Origin of the sequence: Pseudomonas sp., assembly GCF_030684895.1 — a bacterium.
Classification (GTDB): domain Bacteria; phylum Pseudomonadota; class Gammaproteobacteria; order Pseudomonadales; family Pseudomonadaceae; genus Aquipseudomonas.
In genome coordinates, this window is the sequence record NZ_JAUXXP010000084.1 from 69,054 (window position 1) to 88,811 (window position 19,758).

Genomic DNA, 19,758 nt, shown 5'->3' on the forward strand with positions numbered 1-19,758 from the left:
GGTTAAAGGGCTTTAATCCGTTCAGTTAGAGCATTGCTATGCGCGATTGCTAGCTTTATGTTCGCTTACGTGTTTCTTTCCGTAGAGACATGTATATTCCAATCGGAGAGTAACAGAGTATAGTCGTGACGATAGCAGGCGGTTAAATTCGTGTGCATCTTCCTTTGGTATAAATTCAACTATGTTCATTTCCTCGCCCACGGCTAGTGCACATTCGTCATGTGGAGCACAGGTTTCAAGACTGTAATTTGCTGGTTTATTTATAAGTGCCTTACCAAAATCTTGAATCGCCTGACTACTTTCTAGTTCGTATGAGGTACTGCCAATTTTTGCCGATAGACTATTAAAAATTGCGGGACCTAAGCCGCAATTAGATATTTTTATTCCGGAGCCTTCCTTGAGGGAAGAGTTTAGATAAAAATCTATATGCGGTTTAATAGATACTCGATTGTGTTGCATCAACAAATATCCTTGCCAAAGAGAAATCCCAAGAGCTGACAATGCAATAACTGCAGAAGCAATAGAAATCGCAATTTGCATACCTTCTTGCGTCATATGTAACTCCGTAGTTCATGATTTTTGGTTGAGAGACGGGCTTTAGCCCGTCCCAGTGAGCGCAGCGAACGGTTTGAACCACTTGTTAGGCTGTACTGCACAAATATCTATAGTAAAGGTTTTTAATGAGCATTAGCTTGCTGGTTAGTTATCTTGTTTTTTTGGATTTTTTGAATGATCTTTCTTTGTATATGGGCGATTTTCATAAAGTCCCTTATCTTTCTCAAGCTCAGCCTCTAGTTGCTGAATAGCTTCTCTTTGTGCGGGAGGGAGATTTTCGATTGCTAATTTTTGTGCCGGAGTCGATTCGTTGCTATAGCTTGGAAGCGCCATAGTTATAAGAATTAGTGCCGCGATTATTTTCATAGATTGCCTAACGATTAAGCTAACGGGCGGCCAAAAGCGCAGCTTTTGGACGTCCAGCGAACGAAGTGAGCGATAGTTGAGCGCATTGTTATGCGTGAAACATACGCGCTGGAAAGATGTTCATAAAGTTCATGCTGTTATAAATTTAGATTTTCGGGGCAATGTTTTTATCAGGCACTTAATGTTCAAAATATTTAAATAAGAAATAGACTTTGTGAGGCGGATATAATCTATTTTTTGTGTAGGGTTGGTTGTGCTTACAATCTAAAATCCGTGCTCTCTAATGATTCTGCGGCACAGGGAGTCAAGATCCTGGTATATGAATTCTTCATTTATGCCTAGCTTTGCTAAAACCCTAACCATCTCTTTTCTTTTTTCTTTACTTCGGGCATCAACTTTTATCATGTGAAAGTCATCCGGATTGCTTAGATATGTATCAATGCTGTCTGGGTTTTTTCCATGAACGGTGAAGCAACCCTTCTGTGATGAAATGCGTCTTAAGTTTTGAGTTGCGTTAATGGCGATAGGGGGATTCGGATAATCTGTTGTGCTGGTTGGTGTTAGATTTGGCGGTAGATAGGAGTTTAATTTTAATACATCCCCATTAAGCTCAAATTCATCGGCCGCTATTATTGCAGGGCAATATAGCGTTGCGGAATTTATGGTTTTCTTGTTTAGAGAGTATGGGTTTAGCACCCAAACAGCTCTATATCCATTGTAAGTCGGCTCTGATGTTAGTGAAAAAAACAATGCGACGAGCGCTGACTCTGACCAGTCTAGTAGTCTTGTTGGCAGGCCGTGATGCTGCATCAAAGAAAAAATCTCCCAAGGGGTTAGATTTCTTTCTGCAGCGTATGCCTTGTAGGAAACTAAGAAGTCGTGCTCAATGCTGCTTTCTTTATGCATCGCGTTACGCCACACTATTCCGGGTACGGGTAAGTAACTGGTTTTTGCAACGCCTCGAAACCAAAGTTCGTCCCGATTTTTTAATTTATCAATATAATCTACAAATTCTGCAATGTTTGTAATTTTGAACTCTTTCAAGTTCCCCTCCAGGGATGATTTATGAGCTTGTTCGCATAACGATTAAGCTAAGGGGCCGGCTTTAGCCGGTCCCAGCGAACGGAGTGAGCGCTTTGAGCGCATTGTTAGGCTCAGCCACCGAATTTTATACGGGCAAGCATGGCGGCAGACGCAAGTATACTAATACTAGCCTGCATACAAAGCACCCCATATGGATTGTCTGGTTTGCCTAGATCTAATAGTGGTATAAAGTGCTTTAATTCTGTTTCGCTGATATTTGGTTTGTATTCTTGTATGCATTGCCAAATTTTCAATGCTGACTCTTGTGATGAGAATATTAGGCGGCAGTTTAGGGTTGAAAATGCCAGATATGCCACTACTAGCACAGCTATCATCCCGGTTGGTGGTTTGCTTGATGACCAAACAAAAACTATTGCTGCTACTGTTACGGCCTGATAGTAGCCCCAAAACTTGTGTGTTTGGTCTGTGGTACTACGAAGATATGAAACAGCATCAGTAAGCTTCATGATGACACCTGCGCTAATTTTCTGTGCCTAACTATTAATTATGCGACACGCATGTCGCGATATGTGTCGCATAAACTTCCTTGTCTTCGGCTAAGTCCGTGCCTGCCTTGCAGGTATTCGCAGCAACGCAAGAGCACCTAGAGGAAAACGCGACATGGTTGCCGGTAAACCCGACCTGCTGGCGAAATGCTGGCAGGCTTGAGGCAGAAGCTAGTTCATTCATGTTGAGGCTGTCCATGGCGGCATCTGAAACAGAATTACAGTCAGCTTTTGCCTTTGCTTTGTCAGCCAAAGAAATATCAGCCGCGCGCCAAGTCCCCGTCAGGAGGCCGAGCGTAGGTGTTGCGGAGGGGGGCGAGCCGCATGGATGCGGCGAGAGGCTTAAAGGGCCAGGGACGGCCCTTGTAAGCCGGCCCCCGGAGCAGCGCCGGAGGGAGGGAAGTTGAGCGAAGCGAAACCCGGATGCAGGGGCGCATTCTCTTTGGTTACTTTCTCTTGTGCGAAGCAAGAGAAAGTGACGCGCCCGAGGGGGCGCAACACGAAACATCAGCGCATACGGTGGTGTGCCGAACGACTATGTAATAGCCGAGTAATGATGGGTATCGCGCTGCTCAACCCATCCTACGGTGCTAGAAACATCAGCCTACGCAATGCAATGCCGAACACGAAAAGCACCCTCTCCCCCGGCCCCCGCTCTGCGCCCCAGTCCTTCGCAGAGCTCAGGCCGCTCCAGCGGGCGAAGCAGTGCTTCGCTTTTTCCGCTTTCGCCCCGTAAACGGGCGAGGGGAGCAAAGCGTCATGTCGCGGCTAAAGCCCCTCCCACAAGGTGGCTGCATTGCTGGCTGAGTTGCTGCGCAGCAACTGCCTCAACTCCACAATTCCCCCACCGGCGTATCCCCCGCATACCGCGTCGCCACCTGCGCCTGCAGCAACTCAGCCGTCGCCAGCGCATCGGTCAACGCATGGTGCGCCTGGTACATCGGCAGGTTGTAACGCAGGCGACTGTCAGCCAAACGGATCGACACTGGCTGCCGCCCCAACAACCGCCCCACCCAGCCCGGCTGGCGCTTGGGATACAGGCGCGCTTCCAGCTGCATGGTGTCGATCACCGGGAACTGCAAACCCTCACCCAATTGCTGGCGCAGCGCCTGGTCGAGAAAGCTGCGCTCAATGTTGCGGTAATGCACCACCATCACCTTGCCGGCCATGGCGGTCAGCAGCTCGTCGAGTATCTGCCCCAAACGTGGTGCGTGGCGGATGTCCGAGTGGGTGATGTGGTGGAAGGTCACCGATTCGCCGCTCAACTCGCTGGCCGGTTTGACCACCCAGTAGCGCGCCGCGCCGCAGCGGATGCGTTGCAGGTTGAAGGGCAGCAGGCCGAGGCTGACGATGGCGTGCTGGTTGGCGTCGAGGCCGGTGGTTTCCACGTCCAGGGCCAGCAGCAGCACCTGCTCCAGCGGGGTGTCGGCGGTTACGCAGCCGGCCCGGTAGAAGGCTTGCAGGCGTGGGTCGCGAGCGTTGGCGGCGAGTTCGGCAAAGCGCGCGGCCCAGTCCAGTGCTGTGGCGGACGGTGTCACAGGCTTTTGCCCGGTTGCGCGGGGTAGCGGAAACGCAGGAATTTCTGCGCGTTGCTAATCACGCCAAAGGCTTCCTTGAGGTTGTGCCGATCACTGGCGGAGACTTTTTCCGGCTCGATGTAGTTGTTTGGCTGTGCGCCGTCGGCGGCGGCCATGGCCTGGTGGCGGGCGCGGACCAGGCTGAGAAATTCCAGGGCGTAGCGCAGCTGGCTTAGGGCTTCGGGCTGCAGCAGTTTGGTTTTGCCGATGGCGTCGAGGCGCTCCAGGGAGTTCTGCGCCTTGCTGCCGCAGGCCAGGGCGTGCACGCGGATCAGGTCGGTGAGCGGCGCGGTGCCACGGCCCTTGAGGTTGATGATGTTCTTCTGCTGGCCGTCGGTTTCCATCACAAAGGTGCGGAAGAAGCCCAGCGGCGGCGTGCGGTTGAGGGCGTTGCGCGCCAGGGCGGCGAGGAAGGCCGGGTTGCTGCTGGCCTTCTGTGCGAGCAGGTCTTTGAGGTTTTCCACCAGGTCGATCTCGCCATACACGCCGTCGAGGTCGAAGAAGATGCAGCTGTGCAGCAGGGTTTGCGGCTTGGGTTGCTCGATCCACTGGTTGAAGTAGCCGCGCCAGACGCTCAGCGGCTGCCGCCATTGGGCGTTGCTGGCCATGATGCCGCCCTTGCAGTAGCTGTAGCCGCAGGCGGCCAGGCCGTCGCTGACGAACTGGGCCAGGGCCGCGAAGTAGGCATCGTGCTGCGCCGGGTCGAAGCGGTCATCGAGCACCAGGGCGTTGTCCTGATCGGTGACCAGCAGCTGTTCGTCGCGGGCCATGGAGCCGGCGACCATAAAGCAGTAGGGCACTGGCGGCGGGCCGAGTTTCTGCTCGGCCAGTTCCAGCAGACGCTGGGTAAAGGCGCGGCCGATGCCGGCCATGGCGCTGCCGACCATATGTGCGGTGGCGTGTTCGTTGACCATGCGCACAAAGGTGCCGCGCAGGTCCGCCAGCAGGCTTTGCAGGCCGGCGACATTCGGCTGGTTGAAGATCGAGTTGACCAGGTACAGGCTGCTCTGCGACTCGTAGCGGATGATGTCGCTCAGGCTGATCAGGCCGATGGGGCGGCGCCGCTGCATCACCGGCAAGTGGTGGATGTTGTGGCGCAGCATGCACAGCATGGCATCGAACACGCTGTCATCGGCCTGCACGGTGAAGGGCTCGGGGGTCATCACCTGGCTGATCGGCGCGCTGCTTGCCAGCCCCACGGCGAGTACGCGGGTGCGCAGGTCGCGGTCGGTGAGGATGCCGACCATCGCCGCGCCGGGCGCATCGCCATCGACAATCACCAGGGAGGACACGCTTTGCTCGGTCATCAGCTGGGCGGCCTGTTGCACCGGTGTGTCGAGGCTGACGCAGACCGGCTGGCGCGAGATCAGTTTGCGCACCTTGAGCTGGACCAGCTCGCTGGCCTGGCCCTGGCTTTCCACTGCGGATTTCAGCCGCGACTGGCCTTCGGCCTCGACGAATTCGGCAAAGCCGTCGTGCTCTTCGCACAGCTGGGCGAACAGGGTGGCGGGGATAAAGTAGATCAAGCTGTCTTCAATCGCCCGCGCCGGGAAGCGCACTTTGTTGCTGCGCAGCAGGCCGGCCTGGCCGAAGATGTCGCCTTCGCTCAGGCGGTTGTACAGCTCGCCGCTGCGCCGGTAGATTTCCACCGCGCCGCTGCGCACGTAGTGCAGCTCGTGGATGGCCGCGCCGTACAGGAGGATGTCCGTACCGGCCTTGAAGTAGGCCACCTCGACCTGCCGGGCGATGGCGTCGAGGCTGTCGTCGGGCAGCGCATCGAAGGGCGGGAAGCGCTGCAGGTGGTCGCGGATCTCCAGTAACTCGATCTGCATGGGTGGCCTCGCAGTAACAGGCACTAGAGGATACGGCGATTGCCGGGTGCTGTCCGCCTTGCTGGCGTTACTGGGTGTGCCGACTGGGTGAGAGGGTGCTGAGTCGCTAGTTCTCCAGGGCTATGCTGGGGTGACGGGTGCCGCGATGCTTAGCTTTTGTAGGAGCGGGCTTGCCCGCGATTGCGGTCAATTGAAAAACATCGCGGCCAAGGCCGCTCCTACCGGTTGTGTGCAACCGGTCATTGAGGCATTGCTTTTTAACGACCTGCTTTCAAGGAGTAGTTATGCAAGGGGCGGGATTCTGGGTGGTGCTGGCGCTGCTGTTGGCGCTCGCTGGTTTGACGATTTATTACTACAACCGCCTGGTGTTCAACCGCGCGCGGGTGGCTGAGGCGTGGAGTGGCATTGATGTGCAACTCAAGCGTCGCGCCAGCCTGATTCCGGCGTTGGTCGAGTGCGTGCGCCAGTACATGAGTTACGAGCAGGGTACCCTGCAGGCGTTGGTGCAGGAGCGTATGCGTGCGGTGCAGCTGGCGGATTCGCCGCTGGGCCAGCGCGCGCCGGTGGAGGCGCATCTGGGTACTCAGTTGCGCCAGCTGTTTGCCCTGGTCGAGGATTACCCGGCGCTCAAGGCCGACGGCCAGTTTCTCGATCTGCAACGCAACATCAGCGAGGTCGAGGAGCATATTCAGATGGCTCGGCGTTACTACAACGGCGCGGTGCGCGAGCTGAATGTGCTGGTCGAGTCGGTGCCGAGCAACCTGGTGGCGCGGCCCTTTGCCTTTACCCAGGCCGAGTACTTCAGCCTGGATGACCCGCGTGACGCCCAGTCGCCAAAAATGGAGTTTTGACATGCTGCGAGTGCTGCGTTTTGCCCTGTTGAGCCTGTGCCTGCTGCCGTTGTGGGTTGCTGCGGCCGAGGTGATCGAAGACTTTGCCGTGACCCTGCAGGTGCAGGCCGACGGCAACCTGCTGGTGACCGAACGGATTACCGTGCAGGCCGAGGGTGAGCAGATCAAGCGCGGTATCTACCGCGATCTGCCGGTCAGCTACAGCTTGCCCCTGGGCCTGTTGCAGAGCAGCCAGATCACCCTGCTTGGGGTGAGCCGCGATGGCCAGGCGGAGCGGGCGCGGGTCGAACAGAACGGCAGCTGGGTGCGCTATTACCTCGGCTCGGCCGACCATCTGCTGCAGCCGGGGCGTTATCAGTACGAGCTGCGTTACCGGGTTGAGCGCCAGCTGTTGCACCACTTCAATAGCGACGAGCTGTATTGGAACGTCACCGGTAATCAGTGGGTGTTTCCGATTCTCCAGGCCTCGGTCGAGGTCAAGCTGCCGCCGGGTGCGCGGATTGGTGATGTGGCCGCCTATACCGGCGCTGATGGTGCGCAGGGCCAGGCCTACGAGGTGCTTGAGCAGCGCGACGACTACCTGCGCCTGGCCACCACCGAAGCCTTGCCGGCCTACCACGGCCTGACGGTGGCCGTGGATTGGCCAGCCGGCCTGGTGGCGCGGCCGGGTGTAGCGCAGCGCCTGGGCTCTCTGCTGCTGGATAACCTCGGTCTGTGCCTGGGCGCGCTGCTGCTGGTCGGCCTGGTGATTTTTTATCTGCGGGCCTGGGACCGGGTCGGCCGTGACCCTGAAAAGGGCCTGATCATTCCGCTGTTCGAAGCTCCGCAGGGCATGAGCGCGGTGCAGGCTGGCTACCTCTGGCATCGCGGGTTGCGTGGCGACTACGACTCGGCGCGAGTGCTCAGTGTGTGCTTCACCGATTGGGCCATACGCCGGCTGATTCAATTGAAGGACAGGCCCAGGGCCGATGGCTTTGTGGTCACCCTGGGCGCTGCGCAGCCTGATCAGCCGCAGACCAATGAGCGTGAGCCTTTGGCTTTGCTGTTCCCCAAAGGTCAGGACAGCAAGCCACTGGTCCTTGGCGCTCGCTACGAGCGCCGACTGGTGGCGGCTCAAGAGCATGTGATCAACCACCTTAAGAGCGAGGGCAAGCACTGGTTCAGCCATAACCGCGGCATCTGGGCTTGGGGGCTGTTCTGGGCGATTGCCGCCTGTCTGTTGATGGTGTTTGCCGGGGCCCACGGCGCGGACGAGATGGCCGGCGGATTTGCCGGTGTGATGTTTACCTTGGGCTTTGGCGTGCCGTCGCTGTTTGTGCTGCGCATGGCCTGGCAACAACCCACTTGGGGTAAGAAGATCGGCCTGAGCCTGGCAGGTTTGATGTTTATCTGGCCGGTGCCGATTGGCTTGTGGATGCTCAGCGAGGCGGCGTCCGTGCCGGCCTTGCTGCTGCTCTGTGTGTATGTGCTGGTGGTGGTGCTGTTCTATTACCTGTTGCCGGCGCCATCGATTGAAGGGCGGCGCCTGCTTGATCAGCTGGAAGGCTATCGCGACTACCTGCAACTGGCGGAAAGCGATGCCCTGGCCCTGGCCGGCAATGCCCCGGCGATGAGCATCGCGCTGTACGAAAAACACCTGCCCTACGCCATGGCTCTTGGCGTGGAAGACAAATGGAGCGCACGCTTTAGCGCAGCGCTGGCCAGCGGCCTGATCGACCCGGCGCAGCGCGACTATCAACCTGACTGGTATCACAGCCGCAGCAGCTTCAGCACCCCGCTGGCGATGAGCACCGCCCTGGCTGCCGGGTTAAGCAGCGCCACCGCGCTGGCCTCATCGCCACCGTCGAGCAGCTCGTCAGACGGTGGTGGTTCATCCGGGGGCGGTTCGTCAGGTGGCGGCGGCGGCGGCGGGGGAGGCGGCGGTTGGTAGAGCGCTTTTGTGGGAGGGGCTTTATCCGCGACTAACTTTGATCGCGGCTAAAGCCCCTCCCACACATCATGACCTCAGCAGCGCTAGGGCTTGCGAGTTTCCTGCAGCTTGGCCAGCAAGGCTTCGCTTTTTTCCAGCTGCTCGGCCTCGCTGAGTTGCGGGTTTTCCAACACGCTGTCGAGTTGCGCGATCAGCTCACTCTGCCGGTTGATTCGCTCATCGAGCTTTTCCAGCTTGCGCTGGTTGTGCCAGCTCCACAGCGCCAGGGCGCAGGCGGCCAGCACCACGGCGGCCAGCACGATCATCGTCAGGGTGTTCATCGCGGCTCCAGAATTTTGCCCATCAGCATGCGCGGCAAAATAACAGCGCCGCGCGTCACCGTCTGTGCCTGTTGCACAGAAAATCCCTGGCCGGCAAAAAACGCCTGGGCCACCAGGCTGGCCTCGGTATGCAGCTCACGCACACCCGCCGCCCGCAGGCGTTGCTCGGCAGCGGCATACAAGGCGCTGGCGACACCTTGGCGAGCAAAGCCGGGTGCGGTGAATAGCAGATCGATATGCCCATCCAGGCTATAGCCGATAAAACCGGCTATAGCGCAGCCATCTTCGGCGATAAGTAGCTCAATTGAAGCAAAACGTGTTTGCCAGGCCTGCAAGTCTGCAACCTCGGGAGACCAGGCCTGCCGCTGCGCCGCGTCGTAGTGCTCGGTGGTCAATTGGCTGACTGAGGCCTGGAACAGCGCGACCACGGCTGGCAGATCCTCGGGTTGGTAGGCCCGCAGGTTGAATGTGGCGGGCAGTGGGCTGGTCATCGGGCATACCTGCAATGGGCTGCCCGGCAGGTTAGCGCTGCCTCTGGGTCAGGTAAATCGCCTTAGCGCCAGTTCCAGGCGCTGGCGGCCACCGCATCGTGGGCGTGCAGGCTTTCCGCGTGCACCACGCGCAAGTGAAAGGCGCTGAAGGCCGCTTGTTCGCGCAATGCGCTGTGCAGGCGGCGGGCGGCGTCTTCGCAGAACATCAGGTTCTGTCCGTTGGCCAGGGCGAATGCCTGTTCGTCGGCGCGCTTTACCGCCGTCTGCACCGCAGTGCCGAGGGCCTGTTCGGCGGCGTTGATCAACTCCACCAGCGGTAACTGCGTGCTGTCGGCCTGCAGCCGCACTTGCAGGGTGGCGGTGCTGCGCTGGCTGTGCGGTGTGGCGACGATGCCCTGGGGCGAACTGAGCCAGGCCAGCAGTTGTGCGTGGTCCAGCGGCCGGCCTGCGAAGTCCTCGATAAAGCGCTGCTGAATCAGCTGGCGCGCCAGTGCGGCGGAGCAGGGGCAGGTCGAGGAATAGGCCACTTCTACCTGCAGTTCCACGTGAAACCCGCATGAATCCTGGCGTGCACGCACTTCGAAGGGGTAGGCCTTCCATCCGGCGAGGGGGCTGACCAGTGCTGGGCGGCTGAGCAACACCTCACCGCGCAAGGTGATCGACGCCTGCTGCGACAGGTCCTGATGGCTATCGAGAAACGCGCTCAGCAACTGCTGCAGCGTCACCGGGCTGAGTGCCTGATGCTCCAACGCATGCAGCGCCAGGTACAGGCGCGACATATGAATGCCGCGGGCATTGCCGTCATCCAGGCTGACCCCGACATCGGCGTGGGCATGGACGCGCTGCCCGGCCAGGTTGATCGGCAGCGCGATGCCCTGCATGCCAACCCAGTCCAGCGGCTGTGCGTGGACAGGTATTTGCGCGGCTATGTCCGGCAAGGTCAGTGCGTTCATCAGAAATCTGCCGCTTGGTGATGGATTTAAATGTTATGTTATAACAAGTAAATGACAAAGCCAGCGAATCCTGATGATGACTGAAACGCCGCTCACCCACGCCGAGCTGCTCGCCCAGCCGGCGGATGACTATATGAACGCCGCGCAGCAGCAGTTCTTCCGCGCGCTGTTGCTCAACCAGCGCGATGAACTGCAAACGCGCATTGCCGAAGAGTTCGAAGGCCTGCGCGAGCGCGAAACCAGCAGCGACCCCGCCGACATCGGCAGCGCCGAAGAGCAGCGCCAATGGCAGCTGCGCCTGCTGGAGCGGGAAAAGAAGCTGCTCGACAAGATCGACGAAGCCCTCGACCGCCTGGCCCGTGGCGAATACGGCTGGTGCATCGAGACCGGCGAACCCATCGGCCTTAAGCGCCTGTTGCTGCGGCCCACCGCAAGCCTGTGCATCGAAGCCAAAGAGCGCCAAGAACAACGTGAAAAGCATCTGCGCCACGCAGAATTCTGATGGAGCCTGCAACCATGACCAAGCGTCTTCCCGTCACCGTTTTATCCGGCTTTCTTGGTGCCGGTAAAAGCACCCTGCTCAACGCCATCCTGAAAAACCGCCAGGGTTTGAAAGTGGCGGTGATCGTCAACGATATGAGCGAGATCAATATCGATGGCAGCGAAGTTCAGCGTGATGTCAGCCTGAACCGCGCCGAAGAAAAGCTCGTGGAAATGAGCAACGGCTGCATCTGCTGCACCCTGCGCGAAGACCTGCTGGAAGAAGTCGGCCGCCTGGCCCGCGATGGCCGCTTCGACTATTTGTTGATCGAATCCACCGGGATCAGCGAGCCGCTGCCGGTGGCCGAGACCTTCACCTTCCGTGGCGAAGACGGCCAGAGCCTGGCCGATGTGGCGCGCCTGGATTGCATGGTGACGGTGGTCGACGGGGTGAACTTCCTGCGTGATTTCCACGAGGCCGAGAGTCTGGCCAGCCGCGGTGAAACCCTGGGTGAAGAGGACGAGCGTTCGATCACTGACCTGCTGATCGAGCAGGTGGAGTTCGCCGATGTGTTGCTGATCAGCAAGATCGACCTGATCAGCAGCCACGAGCGCGAAGAGTTGATGGCCATCCTCAAGGGCCTTAACACCCACGCCGAAATCGTGCCGATGGCCATGGGCGCGGTGCCGCTGGAAAAGATCCTCAACACCGGCCGCTTCGACTTCGAGCGCGCTGCTCAAGCGCCGGGTTGGCTTAAGGAGCTGCGCGGTGAGCACATTCCGGAAACCGAGGAATACGGCATTGCCTCCACCGCTTACCGGGCGCGCAAGCCGCTGCATCCCGAGCGCTTTTTCAATTTCATCAACCGCGAATGGAGCAACGGCCGCCTGCTGCGCAGCAAGGGTTTCTTCTGGCTGGCCAGCAAGTATCAGGAGGCCGGCAGCTGGTCCCAGGCGGGCGGGCTGATGCGCCACGGTTTTGCTGGGCGCTGGTGGCGCTTTGTGCCCAAGGCGCAATGGCCGCAGGATGAGGAAGGCCTGCAGGCGATTATGAAAAACTGGCAGATGCAGACCGGCGATTGCCGCCAGGAGCTGGTGTTTATTGGCCAGAACATCGACTTCGCCCAGCTGACCCGCGAGCTGGATGCCTGCCTGCTCACCGAGGCGGAAATGGCCCTCGGTGTTGACGCCTGGCGCGCGCTGCCCGACCCGTTTGGCCCCTGGCATGAGGAGGCCGCCTGATGCTGGCGCCTGTGCTGCGTCAGCCATTGCAGCAGGTCAGCAGCGAGCAGATTGCTGTATTCGGCGAGGTGCTGCGTGATGAGGTCAATCTGGCTGTCTGGCAACGGCAGTTGCCGGCGCAGATCAGCGATTTCGCCAACGCCCTGTTAGCTCAGGGCGAGCCGCTGGGCCAGTCCATGGTGCTTGAATTGGCCAGTTCGGAGAGCGAGGCGAACCTCAGTGGCCTGGTCGATGGCTACAGCGATCTGCCGGGCCAGGCGGCCTTTTTGCAGGATGCCAGCTGGCTGGTCAGCGCGTTTGCTTGCCTGTTCGACGCCAAACGCATCGGCCTGCGCCTACGTATTCTCGACAAGGCCATGTGCCCGCGTTTTCACGTTGATCATGTGCCGGTACGGCTGATTACCAGCTACGCCGGGGTCGGTAGTGAGTGGCTGGAAGAAGGCGTGATGGCGCGCCGCCGCTTGGGCGACCCTGGCGCTGAGCCGAGCGATCCGGCCCTGATCCAGCGCGCCGAGACCGGCCATGTGCTGCTGGCCAAGGGTGAGAAATGGATAGGCAACGAGGGCGGCGGGCTGATTCACCGCTCGCCGCAACCGCCGGCCGGCGAGCGGCGATTGCTCTTGACCCTGGATTGGCTGGCTTAAATTTCAGGCAAAAAATAGGCTGCGGGAAAGCAGCCTTAAGCACCAGAAAGGCACACCGGCGCGTGACCCGGCATGCAGGGGTGAGGTACCCAAGGCCACTAGAACATAGACAGTGTGACGCTTTGATGACGGTGCTTGTACGGCATAGGTGTCGTGTCGAGACACTCATAATTTGTCGTTTTCCGTGGGAGGGGCTTTAGCCGCGACTTATTCTGGTGGCGCTAAAAACGTCGCGGCTAAAGCGGAACGCCGCCCGGCCCCTCCCACATAGTCTGGCGTTGCACCGACAAAGTGGTATGAGCACTGCATATTGCCTGCGCCGGAGTTTTAACAGCCGGCTAGCGCGCCATCCATACGCCCTTGCTCTGCTTCTCGCAGAAGGGCTTGAGGTAGGTGGCGTCGCTGGCCACGCCGTAATAGTGCACATCCTGCTTATAGGGCGTGCCGCCCACCGTGGAGTTGCGGCATACGCCAAACGAGCCCATCGGGCACTGCTCGACAAACTCCACCTCGACCTTCTGCCCCTGCAACTGCGGCTGGCAAAAGCCGGTGCGGAACAGGTTGGGCGGGATGCTGCGGTTCTGCTGGCAGACCTTCACATCCAGGCGCTCGGCCTGGCTATGCACCACACAGGCTTCACCCCAGGCCAGGCCGGACAGTGTAAACAGGCTCAGCAACAGAAAAACACGCATCGACCGATCCCCCAAAAAATATGCCGGCGACTCTAGCACGCAGCTTTTATTCAGTCTGCGCCCTGCTTGGGCTTCTCGCCCCGCAGACAAACCCGCACCATAGGCCCATGCTGAAAAATATCCCCACCTATGTGATCGCCGGGCCGCTCGGTGCCGGCAAGACCAGCCTGATCCGTAATCTGCTGGCGCAACGTCCGGCCACTGAACGCTGGGCCGTGTTGATCAATGAATTCGGCCTGATCGGCCTGGATGCCGCGCTGCTGACCACGGACGACAACGGCGTTGCCCTGGGCGAGGTGGCAGGCGGTTGCCTGTGCTGCATTAACGGCGTGCCGTTCCAGGTCGGCCTAGGTCGCCTGCTGCGCAAGGCCAAACCGGATCGCCTGCTGATCGAACCCTCCGGCCTCGGCCACCCCCTGCAACTGCTGGAGCAGCTGGGCGCTGCGCCCTGGGCCGGCGTGCTGGCGGTGCAGGCACCGCTGCTGGTGCTGGATGCTCAGGCCCTGGCGGCGGGTGACGCGTTGCCGGAGAGCCAGCAGGCGACGCTTGGCCGCGCCGGCTTGTTGCTACTGAACAAGGCCGAAGGGCTGGATGATGCGAGCAAGGCGCGCATCCAGGCGCAGCTGCCGCCGCGACCGATCTACTGGACCAGCCAGGGTGCATTGCCGCTCGCAGAGCTGCCCGGCTTTAGTGCCCAGGCCGATAGCGGCGGCACGCTGGCTAATCTGCCCACCGGCAGCGCGCCACTGCCACAACTGTGGCGCAACCCGAATGAGCCTATCTGCCAGGTGCAACAGCAGGCAGAAGGCTGGAGCATCGGCTGGCGCTGGCACCCCAGTCAGCAGTTCGAACTGATGCGCGTACAGCAGTGGCTGAGCGGTCTGCCCTGGCGCCGCGCCAAGCTGGTGCTGCACAGCAACGCCGGCTGGCTGTCCGCCAACGCCCTGAACGCTGAGGCCCTGCACTGGCAAAACAGCGAATGGCGCACGGACTCGCGGCTGGAGCTGATTTTTAGCGAGGCGCAGGACATCGCCGCTCTGCAAGCGGAGTTCGCCCTGTGCCGATTAGCCTGAGGCGAACGGCCTCCGGGTGTTGATAAACTGCGGCTACTTTTCTCTGGATCACGTTCTATGCAATTGCTTCCCTGGTCCCACGACAGCAGCGCCGGTTTCACCTTGCGTGGCTGGTATACGCCGCCTACGGGCAAACCTGTGCTGCATTTTCTGCATGGCAACGGTTATTGCGGGCGGGTGTATACGCCGATGCTGGCGCTGTTGGCCGAGGATTTCGACCTGTGGCTGTGCGATGTGCAGGGCCATGGCGAGAGTGATCACGGCGGGCGCTTCCATGGTTGGAACCGCAGCGCCGAGCTGGCGCTGGAGGCGTTTGTCGCTGGCCGTGGGCGCTTTGCCGAGGCGCCGGTGTTTGCCCTGGGCCATAGCTTTGGCGGGGTGTTGACCAGCCTGATGCTGGCCCAGCAGCCGCAGTTGTTTCAGCGCGCGGTGTTGCTCGATCCGGTGCTGTTCAGCCCGGCGATGATCGGCGTCATGGCGCTGTCCGATGTAGTCGGTTTAAGTCGGCGCACCACTCTGGCCAGCAAGGCGCTCAAGCGTCGCAGCAGCTGGCCGGATCGCGCCGCCGCCCACGCGGCACTGCATGGCCGTGGGATGTTCCGCGGTTGGACCGAAGAAGCCTTTGCCGCCTATATCCAGCACGCGCTAAAAGACAGCGACAAGGGCGCCGAGCTGCGCTGCCGGCCGAGTCGCGAAGCCGATATCTTCAGCTCCATGCCCAAGCGCCTATGGCCGTCGCTGGCCAAGGTGACAACGCCGACCCAGGTGCTTTACGGCCAGCGCAGTTACCCTTTTGTCGCCAAGTCGGTGGCGCGCTGGTGCGCCAGCAATGCCCAGGTCAGCGCCCATGTGGTACCAGGCGGGCACTGTTTTATGCAGGAGCAGCCGGCCGACAGCGCCGCGCGGGTTGCGCACTTTCTGTTGCAGCGCGATTAAGCCCGATGAGCTGCCGTGAGGATGTCTGGCTGGCGCTCTCCGAGTTGTGGCTGGACACTGAGCTGGACCAGGCGGCGCTCCGGCATATCGCCACGCGGCTGCACGCCAGTGGGCTGAGCCTGGATGAGTTGCAGCAGATCTACGGCTACGAGGTGGCGCCGCAGGTCTGGCTTAACCACTGGACGGCCGCCGGAGTGTGGGACGGTTTCGAGCCGCAATGGCTGTTTGCCGGTTGCCGACGCAATCAGTTGGCTGGGCGCTGGCACCGGCTGAAATGCCGTCTGCTGCGCCGGCCTATGACCTACGGCTGCCGCGCCGAATGGCAGCAAGTCCTGGCGTTGCTGGCTGAGCCAGACGTCGACTAGTCGGCCTTAATGCTGCGTGCTGTTATCCGAATCCTGACGCTGACTGCGCCACTGCTGCATTTCGATCACCTGAGCGCTGGGCGCCGGCGGCTCGCGAAAGGGATGCGGGGCCAGCTCGATCCGCCCCAGCTGTTTGCCAAACAGGGTGATGCTGCCGATATGCCGCTGCTCGCCGGTAACCGTGAACTCGAAGCCATACACCCGCGCCAGGCGCTTGCGCCCGCGCGCATCGGGCAACAGGGCGAGCCGACGCAGGGCGACATTTTCATCCAGCAACTCGATATCGGATTTGGCGCAGTGCTGTTTCACCAACCCCAATGCGTGTTCACGCAGACCATGGGCATGCCACAGCCAGGCGCAGGCGGTGGCGAACAGCATCAGCAGAAAAACATCGAAGAGGTCGATCATGGCGGCTCCGGCGGCAGAGTGCAGAGCTTAACCGATTGCTGCACAGTTCTTGGCGCTGGGCTTGTCGCCGTTAAGCAGTTGCTTTAGCGTCCGCGCACTCCAACCCGAAAAGGAATTCCCATGCAGTGTCCTGCCTGTCGTACCACCCCGTTGCAACCCACCAAGCTGGATGACGGCCTGCTGGCCCACGGCTGCCCACAGTGTTCTGGCGCCTTGGTGGCCCTGCTGTATTACCGCGACTGGGCTGAGCGTCAGCCGCAGAATGATGAGCCGCAGACGCAGGTTGCCGCTGAGGCCGCCAGCGAAAGCCAGCAGGCGCTGAGCTGCCCCAAATGTGCCAAGCTGATGAGTAAATTCCAGATCAGCGGCACCCACAGCAACCGCCTGGATCTGTGCAGTAGTTGTGATGAAGCCTGGCTGGATAACGGCGAGTGGCAGCTGCTCAAGGCGCTGGAACTCAGTCACAAGATGCCGAGCATTTTCACCGAGGCCTGGCAGCGCAAGGTCCGCCAGCAAGCCTCCGAGGAAGCACGCCGGCAACGTTTCACCCGCCTGGTCGGCGATGAAGCCATTGTCCGCGCGGACGACATTCGCAGCTGGTTGAAAGACCACCCGCAGCGGCGTGAGCTGTTGTTCTATATCGGTCACGAGTGACCATTATTCCCCTCTAGCGGTACGCTTTGGCCTGGGGGTTGGTGTTGCAGTGGCTCTACCTGCTCAGTTCTTTTCTTCGTTCAGCGCCTGGTAGCGCTGCTGCAGTTCGTGGCGGATCTGCCGGCGTTGCAGGGCCTGGCGCTGGCGGCGTTCGGCGTCGGCAGTGCTTGGCTCCAGCGCGGGAATGGGTGCGGGTTTGCCCTGTTCATCGACCGCGACCATGGTGAAGAAGCAGCTGTTGGTGTGGCGTACCGAGCGCTCGCGGATGTTTTCCGTGATGACCTTGATGCCGACTTCCATTGAGGTGCGCCCGGAGTAGTTGACCGAGGCGAGGAAGGTCACCAGTTCGCCGACATGGATCGGTTCGCGGAAGATCACCTGATCCACCGAGAGGGTCACCACATAGCAGCCGGCATAGCGGCTGGCGCAGGCGTAGGCGACTTCGTCGAGGTATTTGAGCAGGGTGCCGCCGTGGACATTGCCGGAGAAGTTGGCCATGTCCGGGGTCATCAGTACGGTCATCGTCAGCTGGGCGTTTCCGGGTTCCATAACAGGCTCTGTGCAGGGATTTGCCCAACGATAGCAGCTGACGCGTGCCGTTGGCTGCGTTTAAGGCAGGTTGAACTGCTGGCGCAGCTGGCTTAACTGCGCGGCGTCCTCAAGCAGAAAGCGATCAAAGCGCTTGATCAGGTCGGGGTGTTGGTAGCTGCTCAGGTGAAAGCGGGTGGTGATTTGCGGCAGTTGCGGGTCGAGTTGCACGAGCGCGGCGTCGAGGCCCAGTTGGCTTAACTGGTGCTGCACCACCTGCGGGTTGGCGTAGATGGCGTCGAGGCGGTTGCGCTCAAGCATGCGGAGCATGCTCTGAATATCCTGCACTTCCACCAGCTCGACGCCGCCCTTGGCCAGGACGGATTGCCACGCCTCGGCGGTAAAGCCACGAACGATACCCAGGTGTTTAACCGCAGCCAGGCCCTGGCCGAGTCGCTCAGAGCGCACCAGGGTGGCGTCGACAATCTGTACCACCGGCTGGCTGTAATACAGGGTCTGGCCATCGCGGGCTTCGCGCGCCCAGGCCGGGTTGTCGGGGAACAGCAGGTCGAGGTTCTGCCCGCTGAGCATATTGCGGTACAGGCGGTTGACCGGTTGCGGGCGCAGCTCCAGCTCAAGCCCTTCGCGTTTGGCAAAGGCCTGCAGCAGGGCGATGCAGTAGCCATCGAAGCCCTGACCTTCTACCGCGCTGTAATAGGGGTAGTAGTCGTGATTCTCCAGGCCCACGCGCAACGGTTCGGCCGTTGCGAGTGCGCTGTACAGCCAGCAGGCCAGGATAATGCAGAGGCGCATGGGCCACTCCAGGGTGCGCAAATTTCGTACAGCTTAGTCGCTACACAAGGCACCGTCAGGCGTGCGTCAGGTACCAGCGCCAGTCCTGCTCGCCGACCTCGCCCATAAACTGGCGGAACTCATTCCATTTGATCGCCAGGAACACCTTGAGGAAGTCCTCGCCCAGTGCTTGTTTGGCCCAGCTGGAGTTTTCCAGCGCGCGCAGGGCGGTCAGCCAGTCGGTGGGCAGGGTTTCGCGGGCCTGCTCGTAGCCGTTGCCGATGATTTCCTCACCCGGGTCGATCTGGTTCTGGATGCCGTGATGGATGCCGGAGAGAATCGCCGCCGCAGCCAGGTAGGGGTTGGCGTCGGCGCCGCAGATGCGGTGCTCGACATGCCGGCTGTTGGCCGGGCCGCCCGGTACGCGGAACGACACGGTGCGGTTGTTTACCCCCCAGCTCTTGGCCAGCGGCGCGTAGCTGTTGGCCTGGAAGCGGCGGAACGAGTTGGCGTTGGGGCAGAAGATCGCCAGGGTGTCGTTAAGCGTGGCCATCATGCCGCCGATGGCATATTTCAACAGCGGGGTGCCATGCGGGTCTTCGGAGGCCATCAGGTTGTTGCCGTGCTCATCGGCCAGACTGACGTGCATGTGCATACCACTGCCGGCCTGGTCGCCAAACGGCTTGGCCATAAAACAGGCCTGCAGCCCGTGCTTGTTGGCCACGCCTTTGACGAGGCGCTTGTAGCGCACGCCTTCGTCGATGGCCTGCAGCGCGTCGAAGCGGTGCTCCAGGGTCAGCTCGACCTGGCCAGGTGCGTATTCGGAAATCGCCGTGCGTACAGGCAGGCCCTGCACTTCGCAGGCGGCGTAGAGATCATCGATGAACGGCTGCAGCTGCTCCAGCTCATACACGCCATACACCTGCGGCGCCTGCGGGCGCACGCCATTGCTCTGCAGTGCCGGCTGTGGGCGACCGTTGGCGTCGCGCTGCTTGTCCAGCAGGTAGAACTCCAGCTCCACCGCCATCACTGGGTGGTAGCCGTCAGCTTTTAGCCGGTCGATGGCGCGCACCAGCACATGCCGAGGGTCGGCCGGCGCGGCAGGCAGGCCCTGAGTCGGGTGCATGCTTACCTGCAGCTGGCCGGTAGGCGTGGTGCGCCAGGGTTGCAGGGTCAGGCTGCCGGGCAGCGGGTAGGTCCAGCAGTCGGCGTCGGCGACCTCCCAGACCAGGCCGCTTTCTTCGACGTCCTCGCCCTGGATGGTCAGCGCCAGGATCGAGCTGGGCAGCGGTCGGCCGTTCTCGTAGATGGCCAGCAGCTCGTCGCGGTGCAGCAACTTGCCACGCGGGATGCCGTTGGCGTCGATCAGCATCAGCTCGATGCTGCGCACTTCGGGGTGGGCGGCGAGGAAGTCACGGGCTTCCTGGGGATTGGCGAATTGCATGGTGGTTCTCACAGTGAGTCGTTATTTCGTGGGAGG

At 60.5% G+C, this 19,758-nt stretch carries 23 protein-coding genes; 9 read left to right on the forward strand and 14 right to left on the reverse strand.

The window, feature by feature from the left end; translation table 11 throughout:
- Positions 1-36: 36 nt before the first annotated feature.
- From Q8M42_RS18295 to Q8M42_RS18320, 6 genes are all read right to left on the reverse strand, one after another.
- The gene (locus tag Q8M42_RS18295) at positions 37-555 is read right to left on the reverse strand and encodes a hypothetical protein (RefSeq protein ID WP_305285146.1); all 519 of its coding nucleotides are present in this window, start codon (positions 553-555) and stop codon (positions 37-39) included.
- 144 nt (positions 556-699) lie between these two features.
- Complete coding sequence (locus Q8M42_RS18300; protein ID WP_304869771.1) at positions 700-921, reverse strand: hypothetical protein; 222 nt, start codon at positions 919-921, stop codon at positions 700-702.
- Between the two features lie 264 nt (positions 922-1,185).
- Positions 1,186-1,965, reverse strand: coding sequence for an FRG domain-containing protein (locus tag Q8M42_RS18305; RefSeq protein WP_304869773.1), 780 nt, complete (start codon positions 1,963-1,965; stop codon positions 1,186-1,188).
- Positions 1,966-2,075: 110 nt separating this feature from the next.
- Positions 2,076-2,471 (reverse strand): hypothetical protein, encoded by a 396-nt coding sequence (locus tag Q8M42_RS18310; protein ID WP_304869775.1) that lies wholly within the window; start codon positions 2,469-2,471, stop codon positions 2,076-2,078.
- Between the two features lie 866 nt (positions 2,472-3,337).
- On the reverse strand, positions 3,338-4,048 hold the full coding sequence (locus Q8M42_RS18315) for a 3'-5' exonuclease (RefSeq protein WP_304869776.1): 711 nt from the start codon (positions 4,046-4,048) through the stop codon (positions 3,338-3,340).
- Positions 4,045-5,919, reverse strand: a complete 1,875-nt coding sequence (locus Q8M42_RS18320) for a DUF294 nucleotidyltransferase-like domain-containing protein (protein WP_304869778.1) — start codon at positions 5,917-5,919, stop codon at positions 4,045-4,047. The genes Q8M42_RS18315 and Q8M42_RS18320 overlap by 4 nt, the downstream gene beginning before the upstream one ends.
- Positions 5,920-6,203: 284 nt before the next feature.
- Here Q8M42_RS18320 and Q8M42_RS18325 point away from each other — a divergent pair, with 284 nt between their 5' ends.
- On the forward strand, positions 6,204-6,770 hold the full coding sequence (locus tag Q8M42_RS18325) for a LemA family protein (protein WP_304869780.1): 567 nt from the start codon (positions 6,204-6,206) through the stop codon (positions 6,768-6,770).
- 1 nt (position 6,771) lies between these two features.
- Positions 6,772-8,700: a DUF2207 domain-containing protein gene (locus tag Q8M42_RS18330; protein WP_304869782.1), complete on the forward strand. Its 1,929-nt coding sequence runs from the start codon at positions 6,772-6,774 to the stop codon at positions 8,698-8,700.
- Between the two features lie 83 nt (positions 8,701-8,783).
- On the opposite strand, the gene Q8M42_RS18335 is transcribed toward Q8M42_RS18330, so the two are convergent.
- The 3 genes from Q8M42_RS18335 to folE2 all read right to left on the reverse strand — a co-directional run bounded on the left by Q8M42_RS18335 (position 8,784) and on the right by folE2 (position 10,464).
- Positions 8,784-9,020: a hypothetical protein gene (locus Q8M42_RS18335; RefSeq protein ID WP_304869784.1), complete on the reverse strand. Its 237-nt coding sequence runs from the start codon at positions 9,018-9,020 to the stop codon at positions 8,784-8,786.
- Entirely contained in the window at positions 9,017-9,511 is a 495-nt protein-coding gene (locus Q8M42_RS18340; RefSeq protein WP_304869785.1) for a GNAT family N-acetyltransferase, read from the reverse strand. Before Q8M42_RS18340 ends, Q8M42_RS18335 begins: the two co-directional genes overlap by 4 nt.
- Before the next feature lie 62 nt (positions 9,512-9,573).
- Entirely contained in the window at positions 9,574-10,464 is an 891-nt protein-coding gene (gene folE2 / locus Q8M42_RS18345) for a GTP cyclohydrolase FolE2 (protein WP_304869786.1), read from the reverse strand.
- Positions 10,465-10,540: 76 nt separating this feature from the next.
- Here folE2 and dksA point away from each other — a divergent pair, with 76 nt between their 5' ends.
- The 3 genes from dksA to Q8M42_RS18360 are packed head-to-tail and all read left to right on the forward strand — an operon-like array spanning position 10,541 to position 12,830.
- On the forward strand, positions 10,541-10,966 hold the full coding sequence (gene dksA / locus Q8M42_RS18350; protein ID WP_304869872.1) for an RNA polymerase-binding protein DksA: 426 nt from the start codon (positions 10,541-10,543) through the stop codon (positions 10,964-10,966).
- A gap of 14 nt (positions 10,967-10,980) precedes the next feature.
- Entirely contained in the window at positions 10,981-12,186 is a 1,206-nt protein-coding gene (gene zigA / locus Q8M42_RS18355; protein WP_304869787.1) for a zinc metallochaperone GTPase ZigA, read from the forward strand.
- Positions 12,186-12,830: a DUF1826 domain-containing protein gene (locus tag Q8M42_RS18360; protein WP_304869788.1), complete on the forward strand. Its 645-nt coding sequence runs from the start codon at positions 12,186-12,188 to the stop codon at positions 12,828-12,830. Before zigA ends, Q8M42_RS18360 begins: the two co-directional genes overlap by 1 nt.
- 338 nt (positions 12,831-13,168) lie before the next feature.
- Here Q8M42_RS18360 and Q8M42_RS18365 read toward each other — a convergent pair whose 3' ends face one another.
- On the reverse strand, positions 13,169-13,522 hold the full coding sequence (locus tag Q8M42_RS18365) for an NADH:ubiquinone oxidoreductase (RefSeq protein ID WP_304869790.1): 354 nt from the start codon (positions 13,520-13,522) through the stop codon (positions 13,169-13,171).
- 107 nt (positions 13,523-13,629) lie between these two features.
- Between Q8M42_RS18365 and Q8M42_RS18370 the strand changes: the two genes are divergently transcribed.
- The 3 genes from Q8M42_RS18370 to Q8M42_RS18380 are packed head-to-tail and all read left to right on the forward strand — an operon-like array spanning position 13,630 to position 15,896.
- Positions 13,630-14,595 (forward strand): GTP-binding protein, encoded by a 966-nt coding sequence (locus tag Q8M42_RS18370; RefSeq protein WP_304869792.1) that lies wholly within the window; start codon positions 13,630-13,632, stop codon positions 14,593-14,595.
- Positions 14,596-14,652: 57 nt separating this feature from the next.
- Positions 14,653-15,531 (forward strand): alpha/beta fold hydrolase, encoded by an 879-nt coding sequence (locus Q8M42_RS18375; protein ID WP_304869794.1) that lies wholly within the window; start codon positions 14,653-14,655, stop codon positions 15,529-15,531.
- A 5-nt stretch (positions 15,532-15,536) separates the two neighbouring features.
- Positions 15,537-15,896, forward strand: a complete 360-nt coding sequence (locus Q8M42_RS18380; RefSeq protein WP_304869796.1) for a hypothetical protein — start codon at positions 15,537-15,539, stop codon at positions 15,894-15,896.
- A 6-nt stretch (positions 15,897-15,902) separates the two neighbouring features.
- Here the strand turns inward: Q8M42_RS18380 and Q8M42_RS18385 are convergent, their stop codons facing one another.
- A complete protein-coding gene (locus Q8M42_RS18385; RefSeq protein WP_304869797.1) occupies positions 15,903-16,304 on the reverse strand; it encodes a DUF3301 domain-containing protein in 402 nt (133 codons plus the stop codon).
- 120 nt (positions 16,305-16,424) lie between these two features.
- Between Q8M42_RS18385 and Q8M42_RS18390 the strand changes: the two genes are divergently transcribed.
- Complete coding sequence (locus tag Q8M42_RS18390) at positions 16,425-16,958, forward strand: zf-TFIIB domain-containing protein (RefSeq protein WP_304869799.1); 534 nt, start codon at positions 16,425-16,427, stop codon at positions 16,956-16,958.
- Between the two features lie 63 nt (positions 16,959-17,021).
- Here the strand turns inward: Q8M42_RS18390 and Q8M42_RS18395 are convergent, their stop codons facing one another.
- From Q8M42_RS18395 to Q8M42_RS18405, 3 genes are read right to left on the reverse strand one after another with little or no spacing between them, the layout of a single operon-like run.
- The gene (locus tag Q8M42_RS18395) at positions 17,022-17,507 is read right to left on the reverse strand and encodes an acyl-CoA thioesterase (protein ID WP_304869801.1); all 486 of its coding nucleotides are present in this window, start codon (positions 17,505-17,507) and stop codon (positions 17,022-17,024) included.
- 60 nt (positions 17,508-17,567) lie between these two features.
- Positions 17,568-18,299, reverse strand: a complete 732-nt coding sequence (locus Q8M42_RS18400) for an ABC transporter substrate-binding protein (RefSeq protein WP_304869803.1) — start codon at positions 18,297-18,299, stop codon at positions 17,568-17,570.
- Between the two features lie 55 nt (positions 18,300-18,354).
- Positions 18,355-19,722: a glutamine synthetase family protein gene (locus tag Q8M42_RS18405; RefSeq protein ID WP_304869805.1), complete on the reverse strand. Its 1,368-nt coding sequence runs from the start codon at positions 19,720-19,722 to the stop codon at positions 18,355-18,357.
- Positions 19,723-19,758: the final 36 nt, after the last annotated feature.

Coding starts and splice junctions, on each gene's coding strand:
- Q8M42_RS18325 (WP_304869780.1), top strand. CDS start 6,204: ATGCAAGGGGCGGGATTCTGGGTGGTGCTGGCGCTGCTGTTGGCGCTC.
- Q8M42_RS18405 (WP_304869805.1), bottom strand. CDS start 19,722: ATGCAATTCGCCAATCCCCAGGAAGCCCGTGACTTCCTCGCCGCCCAC.
- Q8M42_RS18365 (WP_304869790.1), bottom strand. CDS start 13,522: ATGCGTGTTTTTCTGTTGCTGAGCCTGTTTACACTGTCCGGCCTGGCC.
- Q8M42_RS18375 (WP_304869794.1), top strand. CDS start 14,653: ATGCAATTGCTTCCCTGGTCCCACGACAGCAGCGCCGGTTTCACCTTG.
- zigA (WP_304869787.1), top strand. CDS start 10,981: ATGACCAAGCGTCTTCCCGTCACCGTTTTATCCGGCTTTCTTGGTGCC.
- folE2 (WP_304869786.1), bottom strand. CDS start 10,464: ATGAACGCACTGACCTTGCCGGACATAGCCGCGCAAATACCTGTCCAC.
- Q8M42_RS18360 (WP_304869788.1), top strand. CDS start 12,186: ATGCTGGCGCCTGTGCTGCGTCAGCCATTGCAGCAGGTCAGCAGCGAG.
- Q8M42_RS18385 (WP_304869797.1), bottom strand. CDS start 16,304: ATGATCGACCTCTTCGATGTTTTTCTGCTGATGCTGTTCGCCACCGCC.
- Q8M42_RS18320 (WP_304869778.1), bottom strand. CDS start 5,919: ATGCAGATCGAGTTACTGGAGATCCGCGACCACCTGCAGCGCTTCCCG.
- Q8M42_RS18295 (WP_305285146.1), bottom strand. CDS start 555: ATGACGCAAGAAGGTATGCAAATTGCGATTTCTATTGCTTCTGCAGTT.
- Q8M42_RS18330 (WP_304869782.1), top strand. CDS start 6,772: ATGCTGCGAGTGCTGCGTTTTGCCCTGTTGAGCCTGTGCCTGCTGCCG.
- Q8M42_RS18370 (WP_304869792.1), top strand. CDS start 13,630: ATGCTGAAAAATATCCCCACCTATGTGATCGCCGGGCCGCTCGGTGCC.
- Q8M42_RS18335 (WP_304869784.1), bottom strand. CDS start 9,020: ATGAACACCCTGACGATGATCGTGCTGGCCGCCGTGGTGCTGGCCGCC.
- Q8M42_RS18400 (WP_304869803.1), bottom strand. CDS start 18,299: ATGCGCCTCTGCATTATCCTGGCCTGCTGGCTGTACAGCGCACTCGCA.
- Q8M42_RS18395 (WP_304869801.1), bottom strand. CDS start 17,507: ATGGAACCCGGAAACGCCCAGCTGACGATGACCGTACTGATGACCCCG.
- Q8M42_RS18300 (WP_304869771.1), bottom strand. CDS start 921: ATGAAAATAATCGCGGCACTAATTCTTATAACTATGGCGCTTCCAAGC.
- dksA (WP_304869872.1), top strand. CDS start 10,541: ATGACTGAAACGCCGCTCACCCACGCCGAGCTGCTCGCCCAGCCGGCG.
- Q8M42_RS18340 (WP_304869785.1), bottom strand. CDS start 9,511: ATGACCAGCCCACTGCCCGCCACATTCAACCTGCGGGCCTACCAACCC.
- Q8M42_RS18380 (WP_304869796.1), top strand. CDS start 15,537: ATGAGCTGCCGTGAGGATGTCTGGCTGGCGCTCTCCGAGTTGTGGCTG.
- Q8M42_RS18310 (WP_304869775.1), bottom strand. CDS start 2,471: ATGAAGCTTACTGATGCTGTTTCATATCTTCGTAGTACCACAGACCAA.
- Q8M42_RS18390 (WP_304869799.1), top strand. CDS start 16,425: ATGCAGTGTCCTGCCTGTCGTACCACCCCGTTGCAACCCACCAAGCTG.